Source organism: Isoptericola sp. NPDC019482 (assembly GCF_040632295.1).
Lineage (GTDB): Bacteria > Actinomycetota > Actinomycetes > Actinomycetales > Cellulomonadaceae > Isoptericola.
Genome location: NZ_JBEYBQ010000021.1, coordinates 1 through 20,341 on the forward strand (window position 1 = coordinate 1; position 20,341 = coordinate 20,341).

A 20,341-nucleotide genomic window follows, 5' to 3' on the forward strand; every position below is an offset into this window, starting at 1 on the left:
CCGCCCCGGCCGACGTCACGACGAAGTGGGGACGGATGCGACAGGTCACGAGACGGGAGCTCCTCGGCTGGGGGCTCGCCGGGGGAGCGTCGGCGCTGCTCGCCGGGTGCGCGACACCCGGCACGACGTCGGTCAACGCCCAGCCGGTGGTGCCGGCGGCGGCAGGGGAGAAGGTCACGCTCACGTACTGGGCGTGGCTCAAGGACCTGCAGAAGGTCGCCGACATCTGGAACGCGAAGAACCCGGACGTCCAGGTCCAGGTCTCCTGGATCCCCGGCGGCAACGACGGCGGCTACCAGAAGATGTACTCGGCGCTCGCGGCCGGCGGCGGGCCCGACCTGGCGCAGGTGGAGATGCGCACCGTGCCGGAGTTCATGCTGGTCAACGGGCTCGTCGACCTGGAGCGGTACGGCGTCTCCGAGCACGCGGACAAGTTCGACGAGACGCTGTGGAGCCAGGTGAGCTTCGCCGGCGGCGTCTACGGCATCCCGCAGGACTCCGGCCCGGTGGGCATGTACTACCGGCCTGACCTCTACGAGCAGGTGGGCGCCGAGGTCCCCACCACGTGGGCGCAGTGGGCGGAGGTCGCCCCCGCGTTCCGCGAGATCGGCGCCTATATCGACTCGTTCCCGCTCGACGACACGTCCGTGTTCACCGCCCACGCCATGCAGGCCGGGGCCACGTGGCTGCGCAGCGCCGAGGACGGCTGGGTCATCGACATGGCCGGGGAGGTCACGCTCGACGTCGCGCGCTTCTTCGACCAGGTGATCGACGACGACCTGGTGACCACGGCCGCCAACCCGTACACGCCCGGCTGGTACGCCGCCGCGGCGCACGACCAGATCGCGTCCCTGGTGGGCGCGAGCTGGGGCGACGCGCTGCTGCAGAGCGTGAGCGGCGCGGAGGGCAAGTGGCGCGTGGCGCCCACCCCGCGCTGGGACCACGGCTTCGGGTCGTCGTTCATCGGCGGCTCGACGTCGGCGGTGCTGGCGAACAGCGCGCACCCGAAGGAGGCGATGGAGTTCGCCGTCTGGATGAACACCGACCCGGAGGGCATCGACGCGATGATCAAGTACTCCGGGATCGGGTGGTCGCCGGCCCGCGACTACATCGGCGCGGCGCGCGAGGAACCGAGCGAGTTCTTCGGCGGGCAGCGCTACAACACCGAGGTCTTCCAACCGGCCACGCAGGAGCAGAACCCCGACTGGCAGTGGTGGCCCATCACGCAGCAGACGTTCAACATCCTCGGCGACGGGTTCCGGCGCAAGGCCACGGGCGGCACGCTCGTGGACGCCGTCGTCGCCGCCGAGGACCGGACCATCGAGGTGTTCCGCCAGAAGGGCCTGACGATCCGGAGGGCGGAGCGATGACCGCGCAGACCAGCACGTCGACCCGCGGGGCCTCGGGCACCGCCGCCGCACGCCCCGCGAGGAAGCGCAGCACCGCCGTCGGGCGCGCGCCCTGGATCCTGGTGGGCCCGTTCCTCCTGCTGTTCCTGCTGACGTTCGTGCTGCCGATCATCGTGGCGATCGGGCAGAGCTTCACCACCGTCACGCGCGCCGGGCTGTTCGGCGAGCAGGGCGTCACGACCGGGTTCGCCTGGTTCGAGAACTACCGGATCGCCCTGGAGGACGGGAACTTCGTCGCGTCGATCTGGCGGATGCTGCTGTTCGGCGTCGTGCAGGTGCCGGTGATGATCGTCGCCGCGACGGTGCTGGCCCTGCTGCTCGAGTCGGCGTCGGCGCGCTGGCCGGGCTTCTTCCGCGCCACGTACTTCCTGCCATACGGGATCCCGGGCGTCATCGCGACCATCCTCTGGTCGTTCCTCTACGTGCCCGGCCTGAGCCCGATCATCGACCTCACCGAGACGCTGTTCGGGTTCACGCCCGACTTCCTCGGCGCGGGGACGGTGCTGTGGTCGATCGCGAACATCGTCACCTGGACGTACGCGGGCTACAACATGCTCATCATCGTGGCCCAGCTCAAGGCCATCCCGCCGGAGATGTACGAGGCGGCGCGCGTGGACGGCGCCGGGCCGTGGCGCACGGCGTGGAGCATCCAGCTCCCGCTGATCCGCCCGGCGCTGGTGCTCACCACCGTGTTCTCGATCATCGGCACGCTGCAGCTCTTCGCCGAGCCGCAGCTGCTGCAGACCGTGTCGCCCGCGATCGACTCGCAGTACACGCCGAACCTGTCGGCGTACACGACCGCCTTCGCCTACAACGACTACAACGTCGCCGCCGCCCAGTCCGTGCTCATCGCGCTCGTGGCGTTCGCGCTGTCCTTCCTCTTCCTCCGGCTGACGAACAGGAGCTCGCGATGACCGCCGTCTCCACAGCGCCGCACCGCACCGACGCGCCGGACCTCCCGGCCGCGACCCCGGGCGGCCGCGGCCGGCGCCCCGCGACGACGATCCTTGTCACCGCGATCCTCGCCGTCGTCGCGATCTACTTCCTCGTGCCCGTCTACTGGGTGGTCGTCGCCGCGTCGAAGACGACGGACGACCTGTTCGGCACCAACGGATTCTGGTTCGGCAACAGCTTCGCGCTGTTCGACAACCTCGCCGCCGTGCTCACCTACGGCAACGGCGTCTTCATCCGCTGGTTCGCCAACTCCGTGCTGTACGCCGGGGTGGGCGGCCTGATCGCCACGTACCTCGCGGCGGCGGGCGGGTACGCCCTGGCCAAGTACCAGTTCAAGGGCCGCAACCTTATCTTCGGGCTCGTGCTCGGCGGGGTGCTCGTGCCCGGCACGGCCACCGCCCTGCCGCTGTTCCTGCTGTTCAGCCAGCTCGGCCTCGCCAACACGTACTGGAGCGTGCTGATCCCGTCGCTGGTGTCGCCGTTCGGCTTCTTCCTGTGCCGCATCTACGCGGACGCCACCGTGGACTCCTCGCTCGTCGAGGCCGCGCGGATCGACGGCGCGGGGGAGCTGCGGATCTTCCACACCCTGGGGCTGCGGATCATGACGCCGGCCCTCGTGACGGTCTTCCTCTTCCAGATCGTCGGCATCTGGAACAACTACTTCCTGCCGCTCGTGATGCTGAGCGACCAGGACCTCTACCCGATCACCCTCGGGCTCAACAACTGGAACAGCCAGACCGACCGGCTGCCCGAGTTCTACGAGCTCACCACCGGGGGCGTGCTGCTCTCGGTCATCCCGCTCGCCGTCGCCATGATCGTGCTGCAACGGTTCTGGCGCGGCGGCCTGACGGAAGGCGCCGTGAAGGCATGATCGCCGCATGACCCTGCTCTCCCCGCTCCCGCACGAACACGCCACGCCCTGGTCGGGGCGGGTCGAGCCGCCGCGGTCCGCGCCCGCCGGGGACGCACCCCGCCTCTCCCTCGACGGCACGTGGGACTTCCGCCTCCTTCAGGGCGTCCCCGGCTCCCCGGGCGCACAGGGTGTCCTGAACGTCGGCGTCCTGCCCGACGGCGAAGGGACCGCGGACTTCGCGCGGCCCGGCTACGCGACGTCCGCGGACGCCCGGTGGGGCGAGCTCCCCGTGCGCGCGCACTGGGTGCTGGAGGGCGACGGCGCGTACGGCCGCCCGATCTACACCAACGTGCAGTTCCCGTTCCCGGTGGACCCGCCGCACGTGCCGGACGAGAACCCGACCGGGGACTACCGCCGCGAGGTCGACGTGCCGGCGTCGTGGACCGAGGGCGGCCGCGTGCTGCTGCGGTTCGATGGCGTGGAGTCCTTCTTCACGGTGTGGGTGAACGGCGAGGAGATCGGCTCGGCGTCCGGCAGCCGGCTCGCGCACGAGTACGACGTGACCGACGCGGTGCGCCCGGGCACGAACACCGTGGCCGTGCGCGTCGTGCAGTGGTCGGCCGCGAGCTATCTCGAGGACCAGGACCAGTGGTGGCTGCCCGGCATCTTCCGCGACGTCGCCCTGCTGCACCGGCCCGCCGGGGCGCTCGACGACGTGTGGCTCGACGCGGACTACGACCCGGCCACGGGGGAGGGCGTGCTCGTGCCGGAGGTGCGGGCCGACGCCGCCGCGTTCCCCGTGCGGCTGCGGGTGCCCGAGCTCGGGGTCGACGTCGCGTGGGCGGTGCCCGGGGACGTCGCGCCCGTCGCCGTGGGCGACGTCGAGCCGTGGTCCGCGGAGGAACCGAACCTGTACGACGTGACGGTCGCGTCGGCGGGCGAGACTGTGTCGCTGCGGGTCGGGTTCCGGCGGGTGGAGATCGTGGGCGACCTGCTGCTCGTCAACGGTCGCCGGGTCGTGTTCTCCGGGATGAACCGGCACGAGACGCACCCCGACCGCGGGCGCGTCTTCGACGAGGAGCACGCCCGCGCCGACCTCGCGCGGATGAAGCAGCACAACGTCAACGCCATCCGCACCAGCCACTACCCGCCGCACCCGCGCGTCCTGGACCTGGCCGACGAGCTGGGCCTGTGGGTGATCCTCGAGACCGACCTGGAGACGCACGGCTTCGAGGCCGGCGGCTGGGTGGGCAACCCCAGCGACGACCCGCGCTGGCGCGAGGCGTACCTGGACCGCGTGCGGCGCACCGTGGAGCGCGACAAGAACCACGCGAGCATCGTGCTGTGGTCGCTCGGCAACGAGTCCGGCACGGGCAGCAACCTCGCCGCGATGGCCGAGTGGGTGCACCACCGCGACCCGTCGCGGCCCGTGCACTACGAGGGCGACTACGCCGGCGAGTACACCGACGTCTACTCGCGGATGTACTCGACGGTGCCGGAGACGGCGTCGATCGGCGGCGACGACCTGTCGCCGCTGCTCGGCTGCAGCATCGCCGACTCCGCCCGGCAGCGGTCCAAGCCGTTCCTGCTGTGCGAGTACGCGCACGCCATGGGCAACGGCCCCGGCGCGCTCGACCAGTACCGCGCGCTCGTCGACACACACCCGCGGCTGCACGGCGGGTTCGTCTGGGAGTGGCGCGACCACGGGCTGCGCACCACGACGGCGGACGGCACCGAGTACTTCGCGTACGGCGGCGACTTCGGCGAGGTCGTGCACGACGGGAACTTCGTCATGGACGGCATGGTGCTGTCCGACGACACCCCCAGCCCCGGGCTGCTCGAGTTCTGGCACGTCGAGCGGCCGGTCGTCGTGCGACCGTCCGGGGGCGCGGCGTCCGGGGTCGTCGAGGTCTGGAACCGTCGGCACACCGCGGACACCGCCGACCTCGTGCTGCGCTGGCGGGTCGAGCACGACGGCGAGGTGGTCGCCTCAGGCGAGGCCGCGGTGGCGGACGACGACGGCGCGCCCGTCGCGGCGGGGGAGCGGGCCGTCGTCGGGCTGCTCGACCCGGCGTTGCTGCCCGAGGCGGGCCCGGGCGCCGAGGCGTTCCTCACCGTCGAGCTCGCGCTGCGCGAGGCGGCGTCGTGGGCCGACGCCGGGCACGTCGTCGCGCGCGACCAGTGGGCGCTGCCCGCACCGGCGGCGGTCCGTGCGCGGCGTCGTCCGGCCGTGGCGCTCGCGGACGCGCCGGTCGCGTTCCGCGGCCCGGAGCTGGTCGCGCTCGCCGGCGCGGACGTGTCCGCGCCTCGCGTCGAGCTGTGGCGCGCGCCCACCGACAACGACCGCGGCGCCGCGATGGGCAGCTACGACGCCGACGACCCCACGACCCTGCCGTGGCGCGGCACCCCCGCGCCGCCGGTCGCCGACCGCTGGCGCCGCCAGGGCCTGGACCGGCTCACGCACCGCACCGTCGCCGTCGAGCAGACGGCCGACCGCCTGCGGGTGCTGCGGCGGGTGTCCGCGGCGCAGAGCCGCAGGACGATCGACGTCGAGGAGACGTGGACCGCCGAGCGGGCCGCGGACGGCGTCGTCGAGGCCGTGCTGCGCGTCGTCCTGACCCCCGACGACGACTGGGACGACGTGTGGCCGCGCATCGGCGTGCACCTGGAGCTGCCGACCGACGTCGACGGCGCCGGGTGGTTCGGGCTAGGTCCGCACGACTCGTACCCGGACGTCCGCTCCTCGGTCGTGGTGGGCCGCCATCGCGCGGGGATCGACGACCTGTCGGTGCCGTACGCGCGGCCCCAGGAGTCGGGCCACCGGTCCGAGGTGCGCGAGCTCGTGCTGGAGCGCGGCGGGCAGCCGTGGGCGCGGCTGACGGCGGCCCGGGACGCGCGCGGCCGCCTGCCCGGGTTCACGCTCGCCCGGCACTCGGCCCACGAGCTCTCCGCGGCGGCGCACCCGCACGAGCTGCCCGTGCCCGAGCGGCACCACCTGTACGTGGACGCCGCCCAGCACGGCCTGGGCTCGCGTGCCTGCGGACCCGACGTCTGGCCGACGGCGATGCTCCGCCCGCAGGCCCGCACGCTCGAGCTGCGCTGGCGAGCCCTGTGACGGTCGTGCCGAGATAGAGAACCCGGGTCGGGATCTCTATCTCGGCAGGGTGGCGGAGTCGGTGACGATCGCGCCGTCGTCGAGCACCAGGCGCCGGCCGCGGAAGCGCTCGCGCATGAGACGGTCGTGGGAGACGAGGACGAGGGTGCCGTCGAACTCCGCGAACGCCCGCTCCAGCTCCTCGACGAGCGCGGGGGACAGGTGGTTGGTCGGCTCGTCCACGAGCAGCACGTCCGTCGTGGTGGTGACGACGCGCGCGAGCTCGAGGCGCGAACGCTGCCCCTGGGACAGCTCGCGCACCGGCCGGGGCAGGTCGTCCGGGCGGAACAGGCCCGTCGCGAGCAGCGCCTCCGCGTGCTCCTCCAGGTCGCCGCGGCGCCCGGCCGCGAACGCGTGCAGCACGGTGCGGCCGTCGTCCGAGGCGAGCGCGGCCGTCTGCCGCAGGTGCCCGACGACGCCCGCGCTGCTCGCGGCCCCGGCGTCCAGCGAGACCTCGCCCGCGATCACCCCGAGCAGGGTGCTCTTGCCCGCGCCGTTCGGCCCGGTCACCAGCACGTGCTCGCCCGCGGCCACCGTGAGGCGGGGGACCGAGAGTCGCCCGTGCACCTCGACCCCGTGGAGCTCGACCGTCCCTTCGCCGCCCCGTTCGCCATCATCGCTGCCGACGGGTACGGCCGTGGCGACGTCCGTCCGGAACACGGCGCGGTCGGCGGGCCGCGCGGCCGGTTCGTCGGTGAGCCGCCGCACCCGCTCCTTGGCGTTGCGGATGCGCCCGGTGGCGCCGTGCGCCCGCGACCGCAGCCGGAACGCCCCCGACCCGAACGACGCGATGGGGACCTTGCGCGGGATCTGCTCCATCGCCTCGACGTTGGTCGCCGCGATCTTCCGCTGCCGGTCGAGGTCCGCGCGCCATCGCTCGTACGCCAGCCGCAGCCGTTCGCGCTCGGCCTCCTTCGCGGCGAGGTAGCCCGACCAGCCGGTGCCGTAGCGCCGCGCGCGCCCGCCGTCGACCTCGACGAGCGTCGTCGTGAGGTCCGCGAGGAACGCGCGGTCGTGGGTGACGGCGACGACGGTGCCGTCGTGCGACCGCAGCCGCTCGGTGAGCCAGTCGAGAGCGTCGTCGTCGAGGTCGTTGGTCGGCTCGTCGAGCAGCAGCAGCTCCGGGTCGGCGGCGAGCGTCGCCGCCAGCGCGAGGCGCGAGCGTTCGCCACCCGACAGGGTGCCGAGCGCCCGGCCGCGGTCCAGGCCGGGCAGCCCGAGGCGGTGCAGCGCGACGTCGACGCGGCGGTCGGCCCCGCGCCCGTCGCGGGCGTCGAAGCGGGCGGTGACTTCCGCGTACCGGCGCAGGGCGTCGTCGAGCGCGGCGTCGTCGAGCGACCCGAGCCGGTCCTCGAGCGCGGCGGCCTCCGCCGCGAGCGCGCGCACGTCCGCCAGCACGTGGTCGATCGCGTCGGCGACGCTGCTGGCAGGAGGCAGGTCGAGCGTCTGCGGCAGGTGGCCGACGCCGCCCGGCGCGCGCACGACGCGTGTGCCGTCCTGCGGCGCCAGCACGCCGGCGACGACGGCCAGCAGCGTGCTCTTACCGGAGCCGTTGTCGCCGACCACGCCGACGCGCTCTCCGGGGGAGACGGTCAGGGACAGGCGGTCGAGCACCACGCGGTCGGCGTAGCGCAGGGTGATGTCGGTGAGGGTGAGCTGTGACGGGTCCACGGGCGGGACTCCTTCCGTCGCCGGCGTCGGCGATCGTGGAGGACGGCGGTCGCGCGTGCGCTCACAGAGTTCCCATGGCCGTGCACCCTACGCACGACGGCACGCGGCCACCAGCAGATTGTCGTGGGCGCCGTGTCGGCACGGATTCCGATCCTGAAACCACGCAGCGATCAGGACGCCAGTTCCTGGGCTCCGGCGGCAAGCAGCAACCGGTACCTGCCGTGCTCCTCCTTGGCGAGCTCCTCGTGTCGGCCGGCCTGGACGATCCGCCCGCCGTCGAGCACGACGATGCGGTCCGCGTCGCGGACGGTCGACAGGCGATGGGCGATCATCAGCACGCCGGCACCGCCGAAGAGCTGGCCCATCGACGCCCGGACCCGGGACTCGGTGGCGGTGTCGAGATGAGCGGTGGGCTCGTCCAGCACCACCAGGGCGGGACGCTTGAGTGCCGCCCTGGCGATGGCCAACCGTTGCCGCTCGCCTCCGGACAGGCGGTGTCCCTTCTCGCCGATCACGGTGTCGAGCCCGTCCTCGAGCCGACCGACGAGGTCGGCGAGGTCGACCTTGGCGCACACCTCCGTCAGCTCGTCGTCAGTGGCGTCCGGGTTCGCGTACCGGAGGTTGTCGCGAACGCTCGCGTGCAGCACGTACGTCTCCTGCGGGATGTACGCGACGAGGGCGGCGCGCCGGTGCTCGTCGAGGTCGGCGACCGTGAGTCCGTCGACCTCGACGGCGCCCTCGTCCGGTGCCACGAGCCCCGAGACGATGGCCGCGAGCGTCGACTTGCCGGCCCCCGAGGGCCCGACCACGGCGACGACCTCGCCGCGCCCGACCGTCAGGTCGAGGCCGTCGAGGGCGTGGCCGTCGGCGGGGCCCGGGCGCCCGGCGTCCTCCCCATCCACCCGTCCCGACATGCGGGTGATCGGGAGGAACGAGATCGACAACGCGTCGCCGGAGTGCGAGAGCCCCTCGATCGAGTACGAGGCGACCGCCGGGTAGCGATACCGGACGCCTTCGAGCCGCAGCGCCGGGACGATGGCGCCCTCGGGCCGTCGCGGGTCCGCGGTCGCGGTCGCAGGGGTGGCCGTCGCAGCCGGGTGCTCGGGGTCCGTGGCGAGCACCGCCTCCACCCGGTCCAGCGCGATGTTTGCTCGCAGCTTCGGGTAGCGGGTGCCGAGCAGCGACTGGACCGGCGACTGCAGCTGCTGCAGATAGAGCACGATGAGGATGGCGCTGCCGACCGTGACGTTCTGCGCCGACACGAGCCACGCGCCCATGGCCAGAGCCCCTGCCGTGATGATGACGAATGCGGTGCCGTAGCTCGCGTTCGAGGTCGCGGCAGCGCGAGCGGTCGACGCGGAGAGGCCCGCGAGCACCCGGGTCTTCGCTTCGAACTCAACCTGCTCGCGCGCGGTCTGCCCGTTCTGGCGCGCCAGGACGGCACCGTCGCGGCTGACGAAGGTCTCGGCGATCGAGGCGAGCTCCTTCGTGACCTCGAAGGACCTGCTGATGATCTCGTTGATGCGCGACTCGGCCTTGCGGACGTAGTGGACGGCCGGCGGAATGACCAGCAGCAGCAGGAGCAGGCGCGGATCCACGACGGCGACGATGGCGACCGAGGTCACGATCGTCGTCACGCTGGACACCACCACCGGGATCACGGACGTGTACATCGCCTCGGCGCCGATGGCGTCGCTGGTCAGACGGCTGACTACCGCTCCGGGGCGCACCGTCGTGTAGAAGTGGATCGGCATCGTGGTCAGGCGTCGGAACATGGCCGACTGCATGTCGGCGACTGCGGCACCCGCCGCTCTTGTCGACGCGGCGCGCGCGGCGAACGCCGACCACACCCCGACCAGGCCCAGCCCGAGCATCCCCGCGATCTGCCAGGCGATGTCCGACCCGACGGCCCGGCCCTGCACGAGGGCGTCGATGACCGACCGCAGGAGCAAGACCTGGAAGAGCGGCGCGACACCGCCGACCACCTGGAACACGTACGACCGTGCGAAGAGGCCGCGCTGCCTGCGGATCAGTGCGCTCGCATGCGGGTGCCGGGTCGTGGTGAGGAACAGTGGTCGCCTCATGTCGTTCGGGGGCCTCCTCGTCGAGGACTTGGATCGTCGTCGGCCGTGAGGGCCGCTTCCCGCCGGTGAGCATGCCAGGATCGGTCTCACCAGGGAAGCGGTTTCTCACCGGGTGCCACGACACCTCAGAGTGGTTTCGGTCCCGAGGTCGAGAGGATGACCGGACCCATGAGGCCCGACGGGCGCCGGTCGCCCTCGTACCAGTTCGCGGCGCTGTTGCTCACCAGCACGTCGAGGGTGCGGGTGCCCGGGGCGAGGGTGCCGAGATCCACCTCGTACGGCGCGGCAAGCGCGTGCCCGACGACGACGCCGTCCACGCTGACCGTCGCGGCCTCGCCCACGACGCCGAGGTCGAGACGCGCCGCGCCCGCGCCGTCCGGCACGTCCACCTCGACCGTGTAGCGCACAGACCCCGAGAGCCGGCGCAGGCCGGGCAGCCGGGACCAGTCGCCGAGGCCCAGCTCCGCGGGCGCGACCGTGTCCGGGGCGTCGGCACGGAGGTCGCCGACCACCTTCTCGACCGTGCCGCGCCAGCCGGTGACGTCGAGGCGCCGCCCCGGGACGGCGACGGCGGGGGAGACGCGGTGCCCGGCGGCCGGGACCAGGGCCAGGGTGCGGCGGCGCTCCAGCTCCAGGAGCACACGGCCCTCGTCGTCGCGCGCGACGGCGTGCCGCGCGTCGGTGAACGGGTCCCACCAGCACGCGTCGTCGGGCACGGACGGCAGCCGCAGCCAGGTGCGGACCGGCGCCTCGCCCTCGTGGAAGACGACGTAGCCCGCCCCGTCGGAGAGCACCACGGCCCGCAGGTCGGGCGCGGCGGGCTCGGCGTCCACGACCGGGGCGCCGGCGGCGCGCAGCCGCTCCTTCAGCCCGTCGACGTCGAGCGCGGCGGCGCCGGGCACGTCGTCCGGGTCGACCAGGACGGCGTACGCGGCGGCCGCGCGTTCGTCGTCGCGGTCCACGTACCCGAAGTCGACCTGCGCCTCCAGCAGCGCACGGACGACCGGGCCGGACGGCACGGCGTCGGCGCGGCTGAGCACGCCGACCGACCAGACCGGCGGCGCGGCGTCCAGCAGCTGCGCCACCCGCCGCACGTACCCCACGAAGGCGGGCAGGTGCGGCCACCACGAGTTCCACCGGCCCAGGTCGGGCTCGCTCTCGAACGCCCGCCCGCCGCGCACGGAGGAGAAGAACGCGTGCAGCACGGGCGTCGTCACGCCGCGTGACAGGTACCAGTCCAGCAGCCAGCGCGCCTCGTCGAGGCTGAGCCGCCAGCCGTACGCGCCCAGTACCTCGGTCACCGCCGGTGCCCCGCCGCGGGCGCGGGCCGCGCTGGCGGCGACCTTCGGCGCCGTGCTCTCGGGCCCGTCGAGCCCCGTGCTGCTGCCGCCCTCGTCGCGGCTCGCCGCGCTGCGCGGCACCACCCAGCGCCACACCGTGTCCTGGCCCGGCCAGTGCAGGCGCGCGGCGGTGCCCAGGTCGTCCGGCTCGGCCGGGTGCCCGGTCAGCGCCAGACCGTGCGCGGCGCACCACGCGGCCTGCGCGTCGTAGTACACGCCGTGCAGGCGCGCCCGCACGGCGTCGTCCCAGTCGCGCACGAACCCGGTGGCGTCCGGGTCGGTGCCGCCCGGGCGCGTGCCCTCGCCGTCCCACAGCTCGGGCAGACGGCGCAGCACCACCGCCACCTCGACGCTCAGGGCGGAGGCGACCTCCGCCTCCAGCCCCGGCGTGTACGGGCGGGCGAGCGGGCGGTGCCCGCGGCCCAGCAGGAACGGCTCGTCGGTGAACATCGCGACCACCGTGGTGCCCAGGTGCTCCCCGAGCGCGGCGGCGTAGGCGTCGTGCGTCAGCTCGAGGAACGCCGCGACGGCGTCCGGGTTCAGCAGGTCCGCCGCCGGCGGCGCGAGCGCCGAGCCGTCGTCCTCCTCCGCGTGCGCACCGCGGATCGTGCCCCCGCTGGCCGCGTCGAACATCGCCGTGACCCGCCACGCGCCGGGCGCGAGGTCCAGGCGCACCAGGCCCGGCGCGCGGACGGGCAGCAGCACGGCGTCGCCGCCGCCCGCGCCGCCCGTGCCGCCCACGCGGCGCGCGACGACGGCCAGCAGCCGCGCGTCGAGGTCGCGGCCCAGCGCGGGCCGCCAGTAGCCGACGTCGGCAGGGTCGCCGGGCACCGAGCCCGGCACCTCGACGTCGTGCGTCACCGGCACCAGACAGCGCGCGGCGAACGCCGGGTCGCGCGCCACGACGGCGCCGTTGGCGGAGCCGGACGGGTACGACGCCTCGTCGTACAGCATCACCGCCAGCCCCAGCCGGGCGCACTCGTCGACCGCGACGCGCACCAGCCGCAGGAACTCGTCCGTCAGGTAGCCCACCCGACGGCTCAGCCCGACGCGCGCGCTGAGCGTCACCCCGACGAACCCCGCGCCCGCGATCTCGCGCAGCTGCGCGAGCACGCCGGCGTCGTCCAGGTCGTCGTTCCAGAACACGAACGCGTACGGCCCGACCGGGCCGCGGGGTGTCGGGAGCGGCATCAGGCGACCCGCACCACGCGCACCGCGCCGGCGGGCACGGCGAGGGTGCCGTCGACCGCGTCGCCGCTCAGCAGCTCCGTACCGGTGACCGGGGCGTCCGGCGTGCCGAGCGTCGCGTCGGCATCGGTGTGGTTGATGGCGAAGAGCCACGATGTCGCGGTACCGGTCGCGCCGTCGTCGGCCCACCGCCGCACGACCTCCACGCCCGCCGGCGCGACGACGTCCGGCCCGACGCCGGCCTCGGCGACCAGTCGCTCGGCGAGCGCGCCCAGGCCCGCGTCGTCGAGCCGCGTCGCGACGTACCACGCACGCCCGGCCCCGACCTCGCGCCGCGTGACCGCCGCGCGCCCGGCGAGGGCGCCGTCGTCGTACGACGCGACCACCTCCGTGCCCTCGGCGACGTGCGTCTTCTCGGTCCACAGGTCCGCCGTCGCCTCGCCACCGACGGCCTTGCCGACCACGCGGACCGACTCGGTCCCCTGCAGCGGGTGGAACTCCTCGGTGCGCACGCCCAGCAGGTCGCGGAACGCGCCGGGGTAACCGCCCAGGCGGACGTGGTCGTGCTCGTCGACGATGCCGGAGAAGTAGGTGACGACGACGGTCGCACCGCGCTCGGCGGCGGCTGCCACGTTCGCGGCGTCGGCGTCCGTGACGACGTACGTCGTGGGCAGCACGACCAGGTCGTAGCCGTCGAGGTCGGCGCCCGGCGGCACGAGGTCGGTCGTGACGCCGAGCCGCCACAGCGCCCGGTACCAGGCCTGCACCTGGTCCAGGTAGCGCAGGTCCTGCGTGGGGTGCGAGTCCAGCTCCGACCCCCACCACGACGGGTAGTCCACGACGACGGCCGCGCGCGACCGCACCCGCGAGCCGCGCACCTCGCCCAGCGCCCGCAGCGCGCGGCCGAGCGTCACGACGTCGCGCCAGACGTCGGAGTCCCGGCCGGCGTGGGGCACCATCGCCGAGTGGTACTTCTCGGCGCCGGCCCGCGACTGGCGCCACTGGAAGAACATCACCGCGTCGGCGCCGCGGGCCACGTGCTGCAGCGAGTTGCGCAGCATCTCGCCCGGGGCCTTGGGCGTGTTGCGCGGCTGCCAGTTCACGGCCGACGTCGAGTGCTCCATGAGGATCCACGGCGCGCCGCCCGCGACGCCGCGCGTGAGGTCGGCGGAGAACGCGAGGTCCACGTGCCGGTCGGGGTCCGCGGGGTAGGTGTAGTGGTCGTTCGCGACGACGTCGAGCTCGGGTCCCCACGTGAAGTAGTCCATGCCCCGGCAGTGCGCCGTCGCCATGAGGTTGGTCGTGACGGGCACGTCCGGCGTGATCTCCCGCAGCGTGTCGCGCAGGTCGAGGTAGTAGTCGAGCAGCGCGTCGGAGGAGAACCGGTGGAAGTCGAGCTGCTGCGTCGGGTTGGCGAACGTCGGCGCGACCAGCGGCGGCAGCACGTCGTCGAACGACCCGTAGCGCTGCGACCAGAAGGCCGTGCCCCACGCCTCGTTGAGGGAGTCGACCGTGCCGTAGCGGGCGCGGAGCCAGTCGCGGAACGCCGCCGCGGCGGAGTCCGAGTAGTCGCGCGACACGTGGCAGCCGATCTCGTTGTCCACGTGCCAGACGGCGAGCGCCGGGTGGTCGCGGTAGCGCTCGGCGATGCGGGTGGTCATGCGCAGCGCGTAGTCGCGGTGCACGGGGTGGGTGACGGCGTACGCCTGGCGCCCGCCCTGCTGCAGCACGGTGCCGTCGGCAAGCCGGGGGAGGATCTCGGGGTGCTTGCGGGTGAGCCACGGCGGCGGCGACGCGGTGGCGGTGGCGAGCGCGACCCGGATGCCGGCGGAGTGCAGCCGGTCCATCGTCTCGTCGAGCCAGCCCCAGTCGAGCTCGCCCTCGCGCGGCTCGATCGTGGCCCACGAGAAGATCGCCACGCTGAGGATGGTGACGCCTGCCTCGCGCATGAGCTCGAGGTCCTCGAGGCGCACGTCCTGCGGCCACTGCTCGGGGTTGTAGTCGCCGCCGAAGCCGAGGCCGTCGAGGCCGGCGTTCCAGGGGCGGGGGGTCGGGGTGGACTCCGGTGTCGTGCGTCGTCGCATGGCCCGAGTCTGGCATGTATCGATTCAATGGGGAAGCGCTTGCCCGTCCTCTGGTCAGGCCATCGGGATCACCGCCCGCACCCGCCCGCCTTGCGCGCCCGCGACGGGGAGAGGACCGGCTGCGAACGTCCCCCCGAGCTGTTCCGCCCTCTCGCGCAGGGACGTCAGGCCGACGCCGGGCGCCCACGGCGCGCCGTCCGCGGCGCCGGGCCCGTCGTCCGAGATCTCGACCACGACGGCGCCCCCCTGCACCGCGACGCTGACCGCCGCGGTGCGCGCACCGGAGTGCCGGGCCACGTTCGTCAGCGCCTCGGTGACGATCCGGTAGACCGCGACCTCGGTCGCCGCCGACAGCCGCGGCAGGTCCGCCGCCACCAGCCGCACCTCGAGACGCGCGCCGGAGGCCGAGTACAGGTGGGTCGCGTGCTGCCGCAGCGCCGCCGCGAGGCCCAGCTCGTCCAGGGCCGACGGACGCAGGCCGTCGACGATGCGGCGCACCTCGGCGATGGCCTGCCCGGTGTCGGCACGCAGGTCCGCGAGCAGGCGCTCGACGTCGTCCGGGGACGTCCCGAGCAGGTTGCGCGCGGCGTCCGCGGCGTAGGCCACCCCGGTGAGCGTCGGGCCGAGGCCGTCGTGCAGCTCGTGACGCAGCCGGCGCCGGTCCTCCTCGACCGCCGTCACCACCTGCTCCCGCGACTGGGCGAGGTCCTCGGCGAGCCGGCGTGCGTGCAGGGCCTGGGCGAGCGTCGGGACGACGACGCCCAGCACGCCGCGGTCGGAGCTCCGCAACGTGCTCTCGCCGTCCCGCGCTCCCACCACCAGGCGGCCGACGGCACGGTCGGAGGCCGAGAGGTCGATGGCGTACGTCCGCCCGACCTCGGCGCCGGAGGACCATCGGACCTCCCCCTCAGGGGTCTCGACGGCGGCGTAGGGCAGCCCCAGCGCGCCACGCAGCGCCGCCAGGGCTCCGGTGGGGTCGTCGGCGCCGGACAGCTCGGAGCCCACGTGGGCCGCCGCAGAGACGGCGTCGACGGGCTCGCCGCGCACCAGACGGTCGAACGCGCCGTGCAGCGCGGCCCGCACCGGGCCGAACCCGACGGCTACCGCCACGGCCGCGAGGGCCAGGAACCCCGCCGGGACGTCGTCCTGCGGCTCGGACCGCAGCCGCAGGACCGCGACGAGGCCCTCGAAGACGGCCACGGCGACGACGACGGTCGTCGCCGTGGCCGCCACCCGCACGACGACCGCGCGGACGTCGACCGACGGCGGCCCGAGGAGGCCCGCCGTGCACCCCGCCGGCAGGCACACCAGCGCCACGAGCTGGACCGCGAGGACGACGGCGGAGGTGCCGAGGAAGCCCGCCGGGACCGCGACGACGACGGCCGTCCCGCCCGCCACGACCGGCCACAGCAGCTGCTCGCGCCCGGCCCGGTCCGCCCGCTCGAACCGCCACCACAGGGCACCGACGACGGTGCACAGCATCACCAGCTCGAGCGTCGTGGTGGCGGGCGACCGGCCGAGGACGGCGGCGGCCCCGCCGACCATCACCAGGACGGGGACGGCGATCGCGCGGATCTCGCGGGGACCCGGGCCGGGGAACTCCACGAGCGCGACGGGGAGGATCCCGAGCGCGGCGACGAGCCAGAGCCGGTCGGCGAGCGGCTCCGGAAACCACCCGCTGCCGCCGACGCACGCCGCGGCGAGCACGGCGCCCCCCGCGAGGCTCCCGATCGCGAACGTCCGCGCCCGCGGCCGGGCCAGGCACGCCCATCCGGCCGCGGACCAGGCCAGCGCGGAGACCGCGACGCCCGCCCGGAGGTCGGACGGCCACACGGGGGAGCCGGGCAGCGCGAGCGCGAGCACCGTCACGAGGGCGGACGCACCGGCGAGCGCCCCCCACCCGAACTGTCTCGGCGCGCCGCCGTCGACGGGTGCCGCCCGGGCCGTCATCCCTGCGCCGGTCGTCGTCGGGGCGTGGGAGCGGGAGCCGCTCGGCCGAGTCCCTGCTCTCGTGCGCGGACGATGGCCTCGGCCCGTCCGGCCACCGCGAGCTTGGCGAAGATCGACGAGACGTGGTTGCCGACCGTCTTCGCCGCCAGGCCGAGCTCCGTCGAGATCCGGGCGTTCGACGCGCCCCGGGCGATGAGGTCGAGCACCTCGCGCTCGCGCGGCGTGAGCGCCGGGAACGCGACGTCCGGTGCGGGCGGCGGACTGGTGAGATAGCCGAGGATGCGCTGGGCGACGCCCGGGCCGAAGATCGCCTCGCCCGCGGCGACGGATCGCAGCGCGCGCACGATCTCGTCCTGCCCGGCGCCCTTGAGGAGGTAGCCGCCCGCGCCCGCCTGCAGCGCGGAGAACACGGTGTCGTCGTCGTCGTGGAGCGTGAGGACCAGGACGGCGACCGACGGGACGGCCCGGGTGATGCGACGGGTCGCCTCCAGCCCGTCGATGCCGGGCATGGAGACGTCCATGACGACGACGTCCGGACGCAGCAGCTGCGCCTCACGGACCGCCTCGGCGCCGTCGGCGACCTCACCGACCACGTCTAAGCCGTCGAGCGACCCGAGCAGCGCGACGAGCCCGCGCCGGACCACCGGGTGATCGTCCGCGACGAGCACCCGGAGCACCCGATCGCTCGCGGCCTCCGGCGCCATGGGTCAATGATGGCGCCAGGGCGCCCCCACGGACAGGGGCTGGGCCCCAGACGGGGCGGGCAACCGCCCGGCCGGGACGGGGCGCGGCCCCCTGCAGCGGGGGACGGCATCTCGGACACGCTCGATCCACGGCGCCGCCGGCGCCCCGATCCTTCGGAGGTTCTCGTGTCTGCTGCATCGTCCGGCGCATCGTCCGGCGCATCGCGTCCACCGTTCCCGGCCCGCCAGGTGGTCGGGCTCCTGCTGGTCGGAGTCCTCGGGCTGCTCGACGCCCTCACCCTGCTCGGCCCCACGGCCGCCGAGGGAGAGGTGGGCCCGCCGGTCGAGGTCCTCGTGCTCGACACCGTGCTCGGCGTGATCACCCTGGCTGCCGTGGTCGCCGCCTTCGCCCGACGCAGCCGCGGCGCCGTCCGGGTCGCCGCCGGCGCGCGCCTGCTGTCCGTCCTGACCGTCGTGCCCGCGTTCTTCGCGGGGATGCCCGCCGCCGTCATCGGCGTCGCCGCCGTCGCGGTGCTCGCCAACGTCGCCGGCGTGTACCTGGCCCTGGCGCCGGCGCGCCGCACCGCTCCCGCACGGGCAGGGGAGTGAGCGCCATGGACCTCAGGACCGCACATCGCGTGCTCGCCGCCGTGCTCATGCCCCTGGGCCCGGCCGCCGTCGCCGTCGCCCGGTACGTCATGCCGTACGACACCACCGACACCCCGGACGAGGTGGTGGCCGGCATCCTCGGGTCCCCGGCCGCCGAGGAGCTCATGGCCTGGTTGTCCCTGGTCGCCCTCCTCACCCTCGTCCCGGGAGCCTTCGCCGTGCTCCGCCTCGTCCGGCCCGGCGCCCCCGCGCTCGCGGCGGCGGCAGGCCTGCTCCTCGTTCCCGGCTACCTCGCGCTGTTCGGCTCCGGGGTCGGCGACGCCACCGTCGTCGCGGGGGCGGAGGCCGGGGTCGCGCCGTCGACGCTCGCCACGATCCTCGAGATCGCCTACCAGGACCCGGTCGCGTCGCTCGCCGGGACCGTGTTCGTCGTCGGCCACCTGGCCGGCACCGTCGTGCTCGGCCTCGCCCTGTGGCGCTCGCGCGTCGTCTCCCCCGCATGGGCCGTCGTCATGGGCGTGTCGCAGCCGCTGCACCTCGTGGCTGCCCTGACGGCGAACCACCCGCTGGACCTGCTCGCCTGGGGGATGACGGCGGTGGCGATGGGCGCCGCGGCCGTCGCCGTCCTGCGAACGCGCGACGACGACTGGGACGTCCCGGCCCGGCCCGTGCGGAGCCGCCGGGGGAGCGCCGCGCAGGCCGCCCCCGTCGTCTCCTGACCGGCGTCAGCCGACGCCGGTCGTGGACTCCCGGACGACCAGCTCGGGCTGGAACGTCACCTGCTCGACGACGTCGTCCGGGTCCAGCAGCAGGTCCGCCGCGCGGTGGCCGAGCTGGTGGGTGGGCTGGCGCACCGACGTGAGCGGTGTGGCCAGCTCGCCCGCGAAGGTGACGTCGTCGTACCCGACCACCGCCATGCCGGACGGCACGGGGACGCCGGCGGCGCGGAGCGTGCGCAGGGCGCCGAGGGCGGTGAGGTCGTTGACGCACATGGTGGCCGTCGGGCGCTGGGCGAGCGCGAGCACCTGCTCGGTGCCGGACTGGCCGCCCTCGGCGTTGAGCGTGGCGATCGTGATCTCGACCAGCGCCTCGGCGGGGTCGAGGCCGAGCTCGACGAGCGCGTCGTGCAGGCCGGCGCTGCGGTCGGCGCACTGGCGGATGGTGTGCGGGCCGTTGAGGAAGGCGATCCGCTCGTGCCCGAGGTCGACGAGGTGGCGCGCGGCGGCGGCGGCGCCCGCGCGGTCGTCGACGGCCACCGACGACAGCGTGTCGACCGGCGACGGGCGGTCGAGCAGCACCACGCGCAGCCCCCGGGCGCGGAGGGTCTCGAGGTGCTCGACGTCCGGCGTGGCCGGCACGACCATGACGCCCTGCACGCCGTGCTCCTCGAAGAGGCGCAGGTAGCGTGCCTCGCGCTCCGGCTTCTCGTCGGAGCTGGCGAGCATGAGGGTGTAGTCCGCCTCCTCGAGGCGGTCCTCGATGCCGCGTGCCACGTCGGTGAAGAACGGGTTGGAGACGTCGAGCACGATGGCGCCGGCCGTCGTGATGGTGCCGGCGCGGAGCTGGCGGGCGGAGCCGTTGGGCACGAACGCGAGGTCGTCGATGGCGGCGAGCACCCGCTCGCGGGTGGCCGGCGAGACGCGGTCCGGACGGTTGAGCACGTTCGACACCGTGCCGACCGACACCTTGGCCTGGCGCGCGACGTCGCTGATCGACGCGCGGCGGCGGGGGGCGGTCGTCGTCATGGGCTGCTCCTCGGGTTCGGGCGCGTCGTCGCGCCTGGGCTCCAGCGTAGAGGTACCTGGGCGCCGGGCCGGAGCTCCCCGGTGCCGTCTCGTGTTGCTAGGTTCATGCTATGAACCGTTTCACCGACGACGGCGCAACGACGCACGTCTGTTTCGTGTCCCGCGTACGACGCGACCGCCTCGACGAGTACAAGGCGGCGCACGCCGCCGTCTGGCCCGACATGCTCGAGGCGCTGGCCGAGACCGGCTGGCACGACTACCGCCTGTTCCTCGGCGCCGACGGCCTGCTCGTCGGCGTCCTGCGCACCGACGACTACGAGCGAGCCCAGCGCGACATGGCCGCCCGCGAGGTGAACGAGCGCTGGCAGGCCGCGATGAAGGACTTCTTCGAGCCCGCCGACGGCCGTCCCGACGAAGGCTTCGTCCAGCTCGAGGAGGTCTTCCACCTGGAGTCGCAGCTCGACGCCGCGCGCCGCGCCGACTGACCGCGCGCGACTTGTCAGACTCACCGCGGGCTATACCCCTCCCTGGCTCTGACAACTCTGCGGCTCCGCGAGTTGTCAGAGTCACCGCGGGGTATAGCGCCCTCTGGCTCTGACAACTCGGAGGGCGGGTGT

The 20,341-nt window shown here is 74.3% G+C and carries 14 protein-coding genes; 7 read left to right on the forward strand and 7 right to left on the reverse strand.

The features are described from left to right. Window positions 1-35 precede the first annotated feature (35 nt). Genes ABZ493_RS14185 through ABZ493_RS14200 form a run of 4 tightly spaced genes read left to right on the forward strand, consistent with a single transcriptional unit; the run spans window position 36 to window position 6,331 of the window. A complete protein-coding gene (locus ABZ493_RS14185; protein ID WP_430582835.1) occupies window positions 36-1,370 on the forward strand; it encodes an extracellular solute-binding protein in 1,335 nt (444 codons plus the stop codon). Continuing rightward, a complete protein-coding gene (locus ABZ493_RS14190) occupies window positions 1,367-2,323 on the forward strand; it encodes a sugar ABC transporter permease (RefSeq protein WP_430582783.1) in 957 nt (318 codons plus the stop codon). The genes ABZ493_RS14185 and ABZ493_RS14190 overlap by 4 nt, the downstream gene beginning before the upstream one ends. Continuing rightward, the gene (locus tag ABZ493_RS14195) at window positions 2,320-3,234 is read left to right on the forward strand and encodes a carbohydrate ABC transporter permease (protein ID WP_430582784.1); all 915 of its coding nucleotides are present in this window, start codon (window positions 2,320-2,322) and stop codon (window positions 3,232-3,234) included. The genes ABZ493_RS14190 and ABZ493_RS14195 overlap by 4 nt, the downstream gene beginning before the upstream one ends. Window positions 3,235-3,241: 7 nt before the next feature. Further along, complete coding sequence (locus ABZ493_RS14200; protein WP_430582785.1) at window positions 3,242-6,331, forward strand: glycoside hydrolase family 2 TIM barrel-domain containing protein; 3,090 nt, start codon at window positions 3,242-3,244, stop codon at window positions 6,329-6,331. Between the two features lie 36 nt (window positions 6,332-6,367). On the opposite strand, the gene abc-f is transcribed toward ABZ493_RS14200, so the two are convergent. The 6 genes from abc-f to ABZ493_RS14230 all read right to left on the reverse strand — a co-directional run bounded on the left by abc-f (window position 6,368) and on the right by ABZ493_RS14230 (window position 17,391). Beyond that, window positions 6,368-8,041, reverse strand: a complete 1,674-nt coding sequence (abc-f, locus tag ABZ493_RS14205; RefSeq protein ID WP_430582786.1) for a ribosomal protection-like ABC-F family protein — start codon at window positions 8,039-8,041, stop codon at window positions 6,368-6,370. A 170-nt stretch (window positions 8,042-8,211) separates the two neighbouring features. Then, complete coding sequence (locus ABZ493_RS14210; RefSeq protein ID WP_430582787.1) at window positions 8,212-10,125, reverse strand: ABC transporter ATP-binding protein; 1,914 nt, start codon at window positions 10,123-10,125, stop codon at window positions 8,212-8,214. A gap of 125 nt (window positions 10,126-10,250) precedes the next feature. Beyond that, window positions 10,251-12,656 (reverse strand): hypothetical protein, encoded by a 2,406-nt coding sequence (locus ABZ493_RS14215; RefSeq protein ID WP_430582788.1) that lies wholly within the window; start codon window positions 12,654-12,656, stop codon window positions 10,251-10,253. Continuing rightward, complete coding sequence (locus ABZ493_RS14220) at window positions 12,656-14,737, reverse strand: beta-galactosidase (protein ID WP_430582789.1); 2,082 nt, start codon at window positions 14,735-14,737, stop codon at window positions 12,656-12,658. Before ABZ493_RS14220 ends, ABZ493_RS14215 begins: the two co-directional genes overlap by 1 nt. A gap of 54 nt (window positions 14,738-14,791) precedes the next feature. Then, window positions 14,792-16,687: a sensor histidine kinase gene (locus ABZ493_RS14225; RefSeq protein WP_430582790.1), complete on the reverse strand. Its 1,896-nt coding sequence runs from the start codon at window positions 16,685-16,687 to the stop codon at window positions 14,792-14,794. After that, the gene (locus tag ABZ493_RS14230; RefSeq protein WP_430582791.1) at window positions 16,684-17,391 is read right to left on the reverse strand and encodes a response regulator transcription factor; all 708 of its coding nucleotides are present in this window, start codon (window positions 17,389-17,391) and stop codon (window positions 16,684-16,686) included. Before ABZ493_RS14230 ends, ABZ493_RS14225 begins: the two co-directional genes overlap by 4 nt. Before the next feature lie 228 nt (window positions 17,392-17,619). Here ABZ493_RS14230 and ABZ493_RS14235 point away from each other — a divergent pair, with 228 nt between their 5' ends. Continuing rightward, window positions 17,620-17,979, forward strand: a complete 360-nt coding sequence (locus tag ABZ493_RS14235) for a hypothetical protein (protein WP_430582792.1) — start codon at window positions 17,620-17,622, stop codon at window positions 17,977-17,979. Window positions 17,980-17,984: 5 nt separating this feature from the next. Next, window positions 17,985-18,698, forward strand: a complete 714-nt coding sequence (locus tag ABZ493_RS14240; protein ID WP_430582793.1) for a hypothetical protein — start codon at window positions 17,985-17,987, stop codon at window positions 18,696-18,698. Between the two features lie 6 nt (window positions 18,699-18,704). Here the strand turns inward: ABZ493_RS14240 and ABZ493_RS14245 are convergent, their stop codons facing one another. Then, window positions 18,705-19,724 (reverse strand): LacI family DNA-binding transcriptional regulator, encoded by a 1,020-nt coding sequence (locus ABZ493_RS14245; RefSeq protein ID WP_430582794.1) that lies wholly within the window; start codon window positions 19,722-19,724, stop codon window positions 18,705-18,707. Window positions 19,725-19,834: 110 nt separating this feature from the next. Here ABZ493_RS14245 and ABZ493_RS14250 point away from each other — a divergent pair, with 110 nt between their 5' ends. Continuing rightward, on the forward strand, window positions 19,835-20,209 hold the full coding sequence (locus ABZ493_RS14250) for an L-rhamnose mutarotase (RefSeq protein WP_430582795.1): 375 nt from the start codon (window positions 19,835-19,837) through the stop codon (window positions 20,207-20,209). Window positions 20,210-20,341 lie beyond the last annotated feature (132 nt).

Excerpts from the sequence above, each read along its gene's own strand:
- ABZ493_RS14190 (WP_430582783.1), top strand. The coding sequence starts at position 1,367 with ATGACCGCGCAGACCAGCACGTCGACCCGCGGGGCCTCGGGCACCGCC.
- ABZ493_RS14245 (WP_430582794.1), bottom strand. The coding sequence starts at position 19,724 with ATGACGACGACCGCCCCCCGCCGCCGCGCGTCGATCAGCGACGTCGCG.
- ABZ493_RS14185 (WP_430582835.1), top strand. The coding sequence starts at position 36 with ATGCGACAGGTCACGAGACGGGAGCTCCTCGGCTGGGGGCTCGCCGGG.
- ABZ493_RS14215 (WP_430582788.1), bottom strand. The coding sequence starts at position 12,656 with ATGCCGCTCCCGACACCCCGCGGCCCGGTCGGGCCGTACGCGTTCGTG.
- ABZ493_RS14240 (WP_430582793.1), top strand. The coding sequence starts at position 17,985 with ATGGACCTCAGGACCGCACATCGCGTGCTCGCCGCCGTGCTCATGCCC.
- ABZ493_RS14210 (WP_430582787.1), bottom strand. The coding sequence starts at position 10,125 with ATGAGGCGACCACTGTTCCTCACCACGACCCGGCACCCGCATGCGAGC.
- ABZ493_RS14225 (WP_430582790.1), bottom strand. The coding sequence starts at position 16,687 with ATGACGGCCCGGGCGGCACCCGTCGACGGCGGCGCGCCGAGACAGTTC.
- ABZ493_RS14220 (WP_430582789.1), bottom strand. The coding sequence starts at position 14,737 with ATGCGACGACGCACGACACCGGAGTCCACCCCGACCCCCCGCCCCTGG.
- ABZ493_RS14230 (WP_430582791.1), bottom strand. The coding sequence starts at position 17,391 with ATGGCGCCGGAGGCCGCGAGCGATCGGGTGCTCCGGGTGCTCGTCGCG.
- ABZ493_RS14195 (WP_430582784.1), top strand. The coding sequence starts at position 2,320 with ATGACCGCCGTCTCCACAGCGCCGCACCGCACCGACGCGCCGGACCTC.
- ABZ493_RS14250 (WP_430582795.1), top strand. The coding sequence starts at position 19,835 with ATGAACCGTTTCACCGACGACGGCGCAACGACGCACGTCTGTTTCGTG.
- ABZ493_RS14200 (WP_430582785.1), top strand. The coding sequence starts at position 3,242 with ATGACCCTGCTCTCCCCGCTCCCGCACGAACACGCCACGCCCTGGTCG.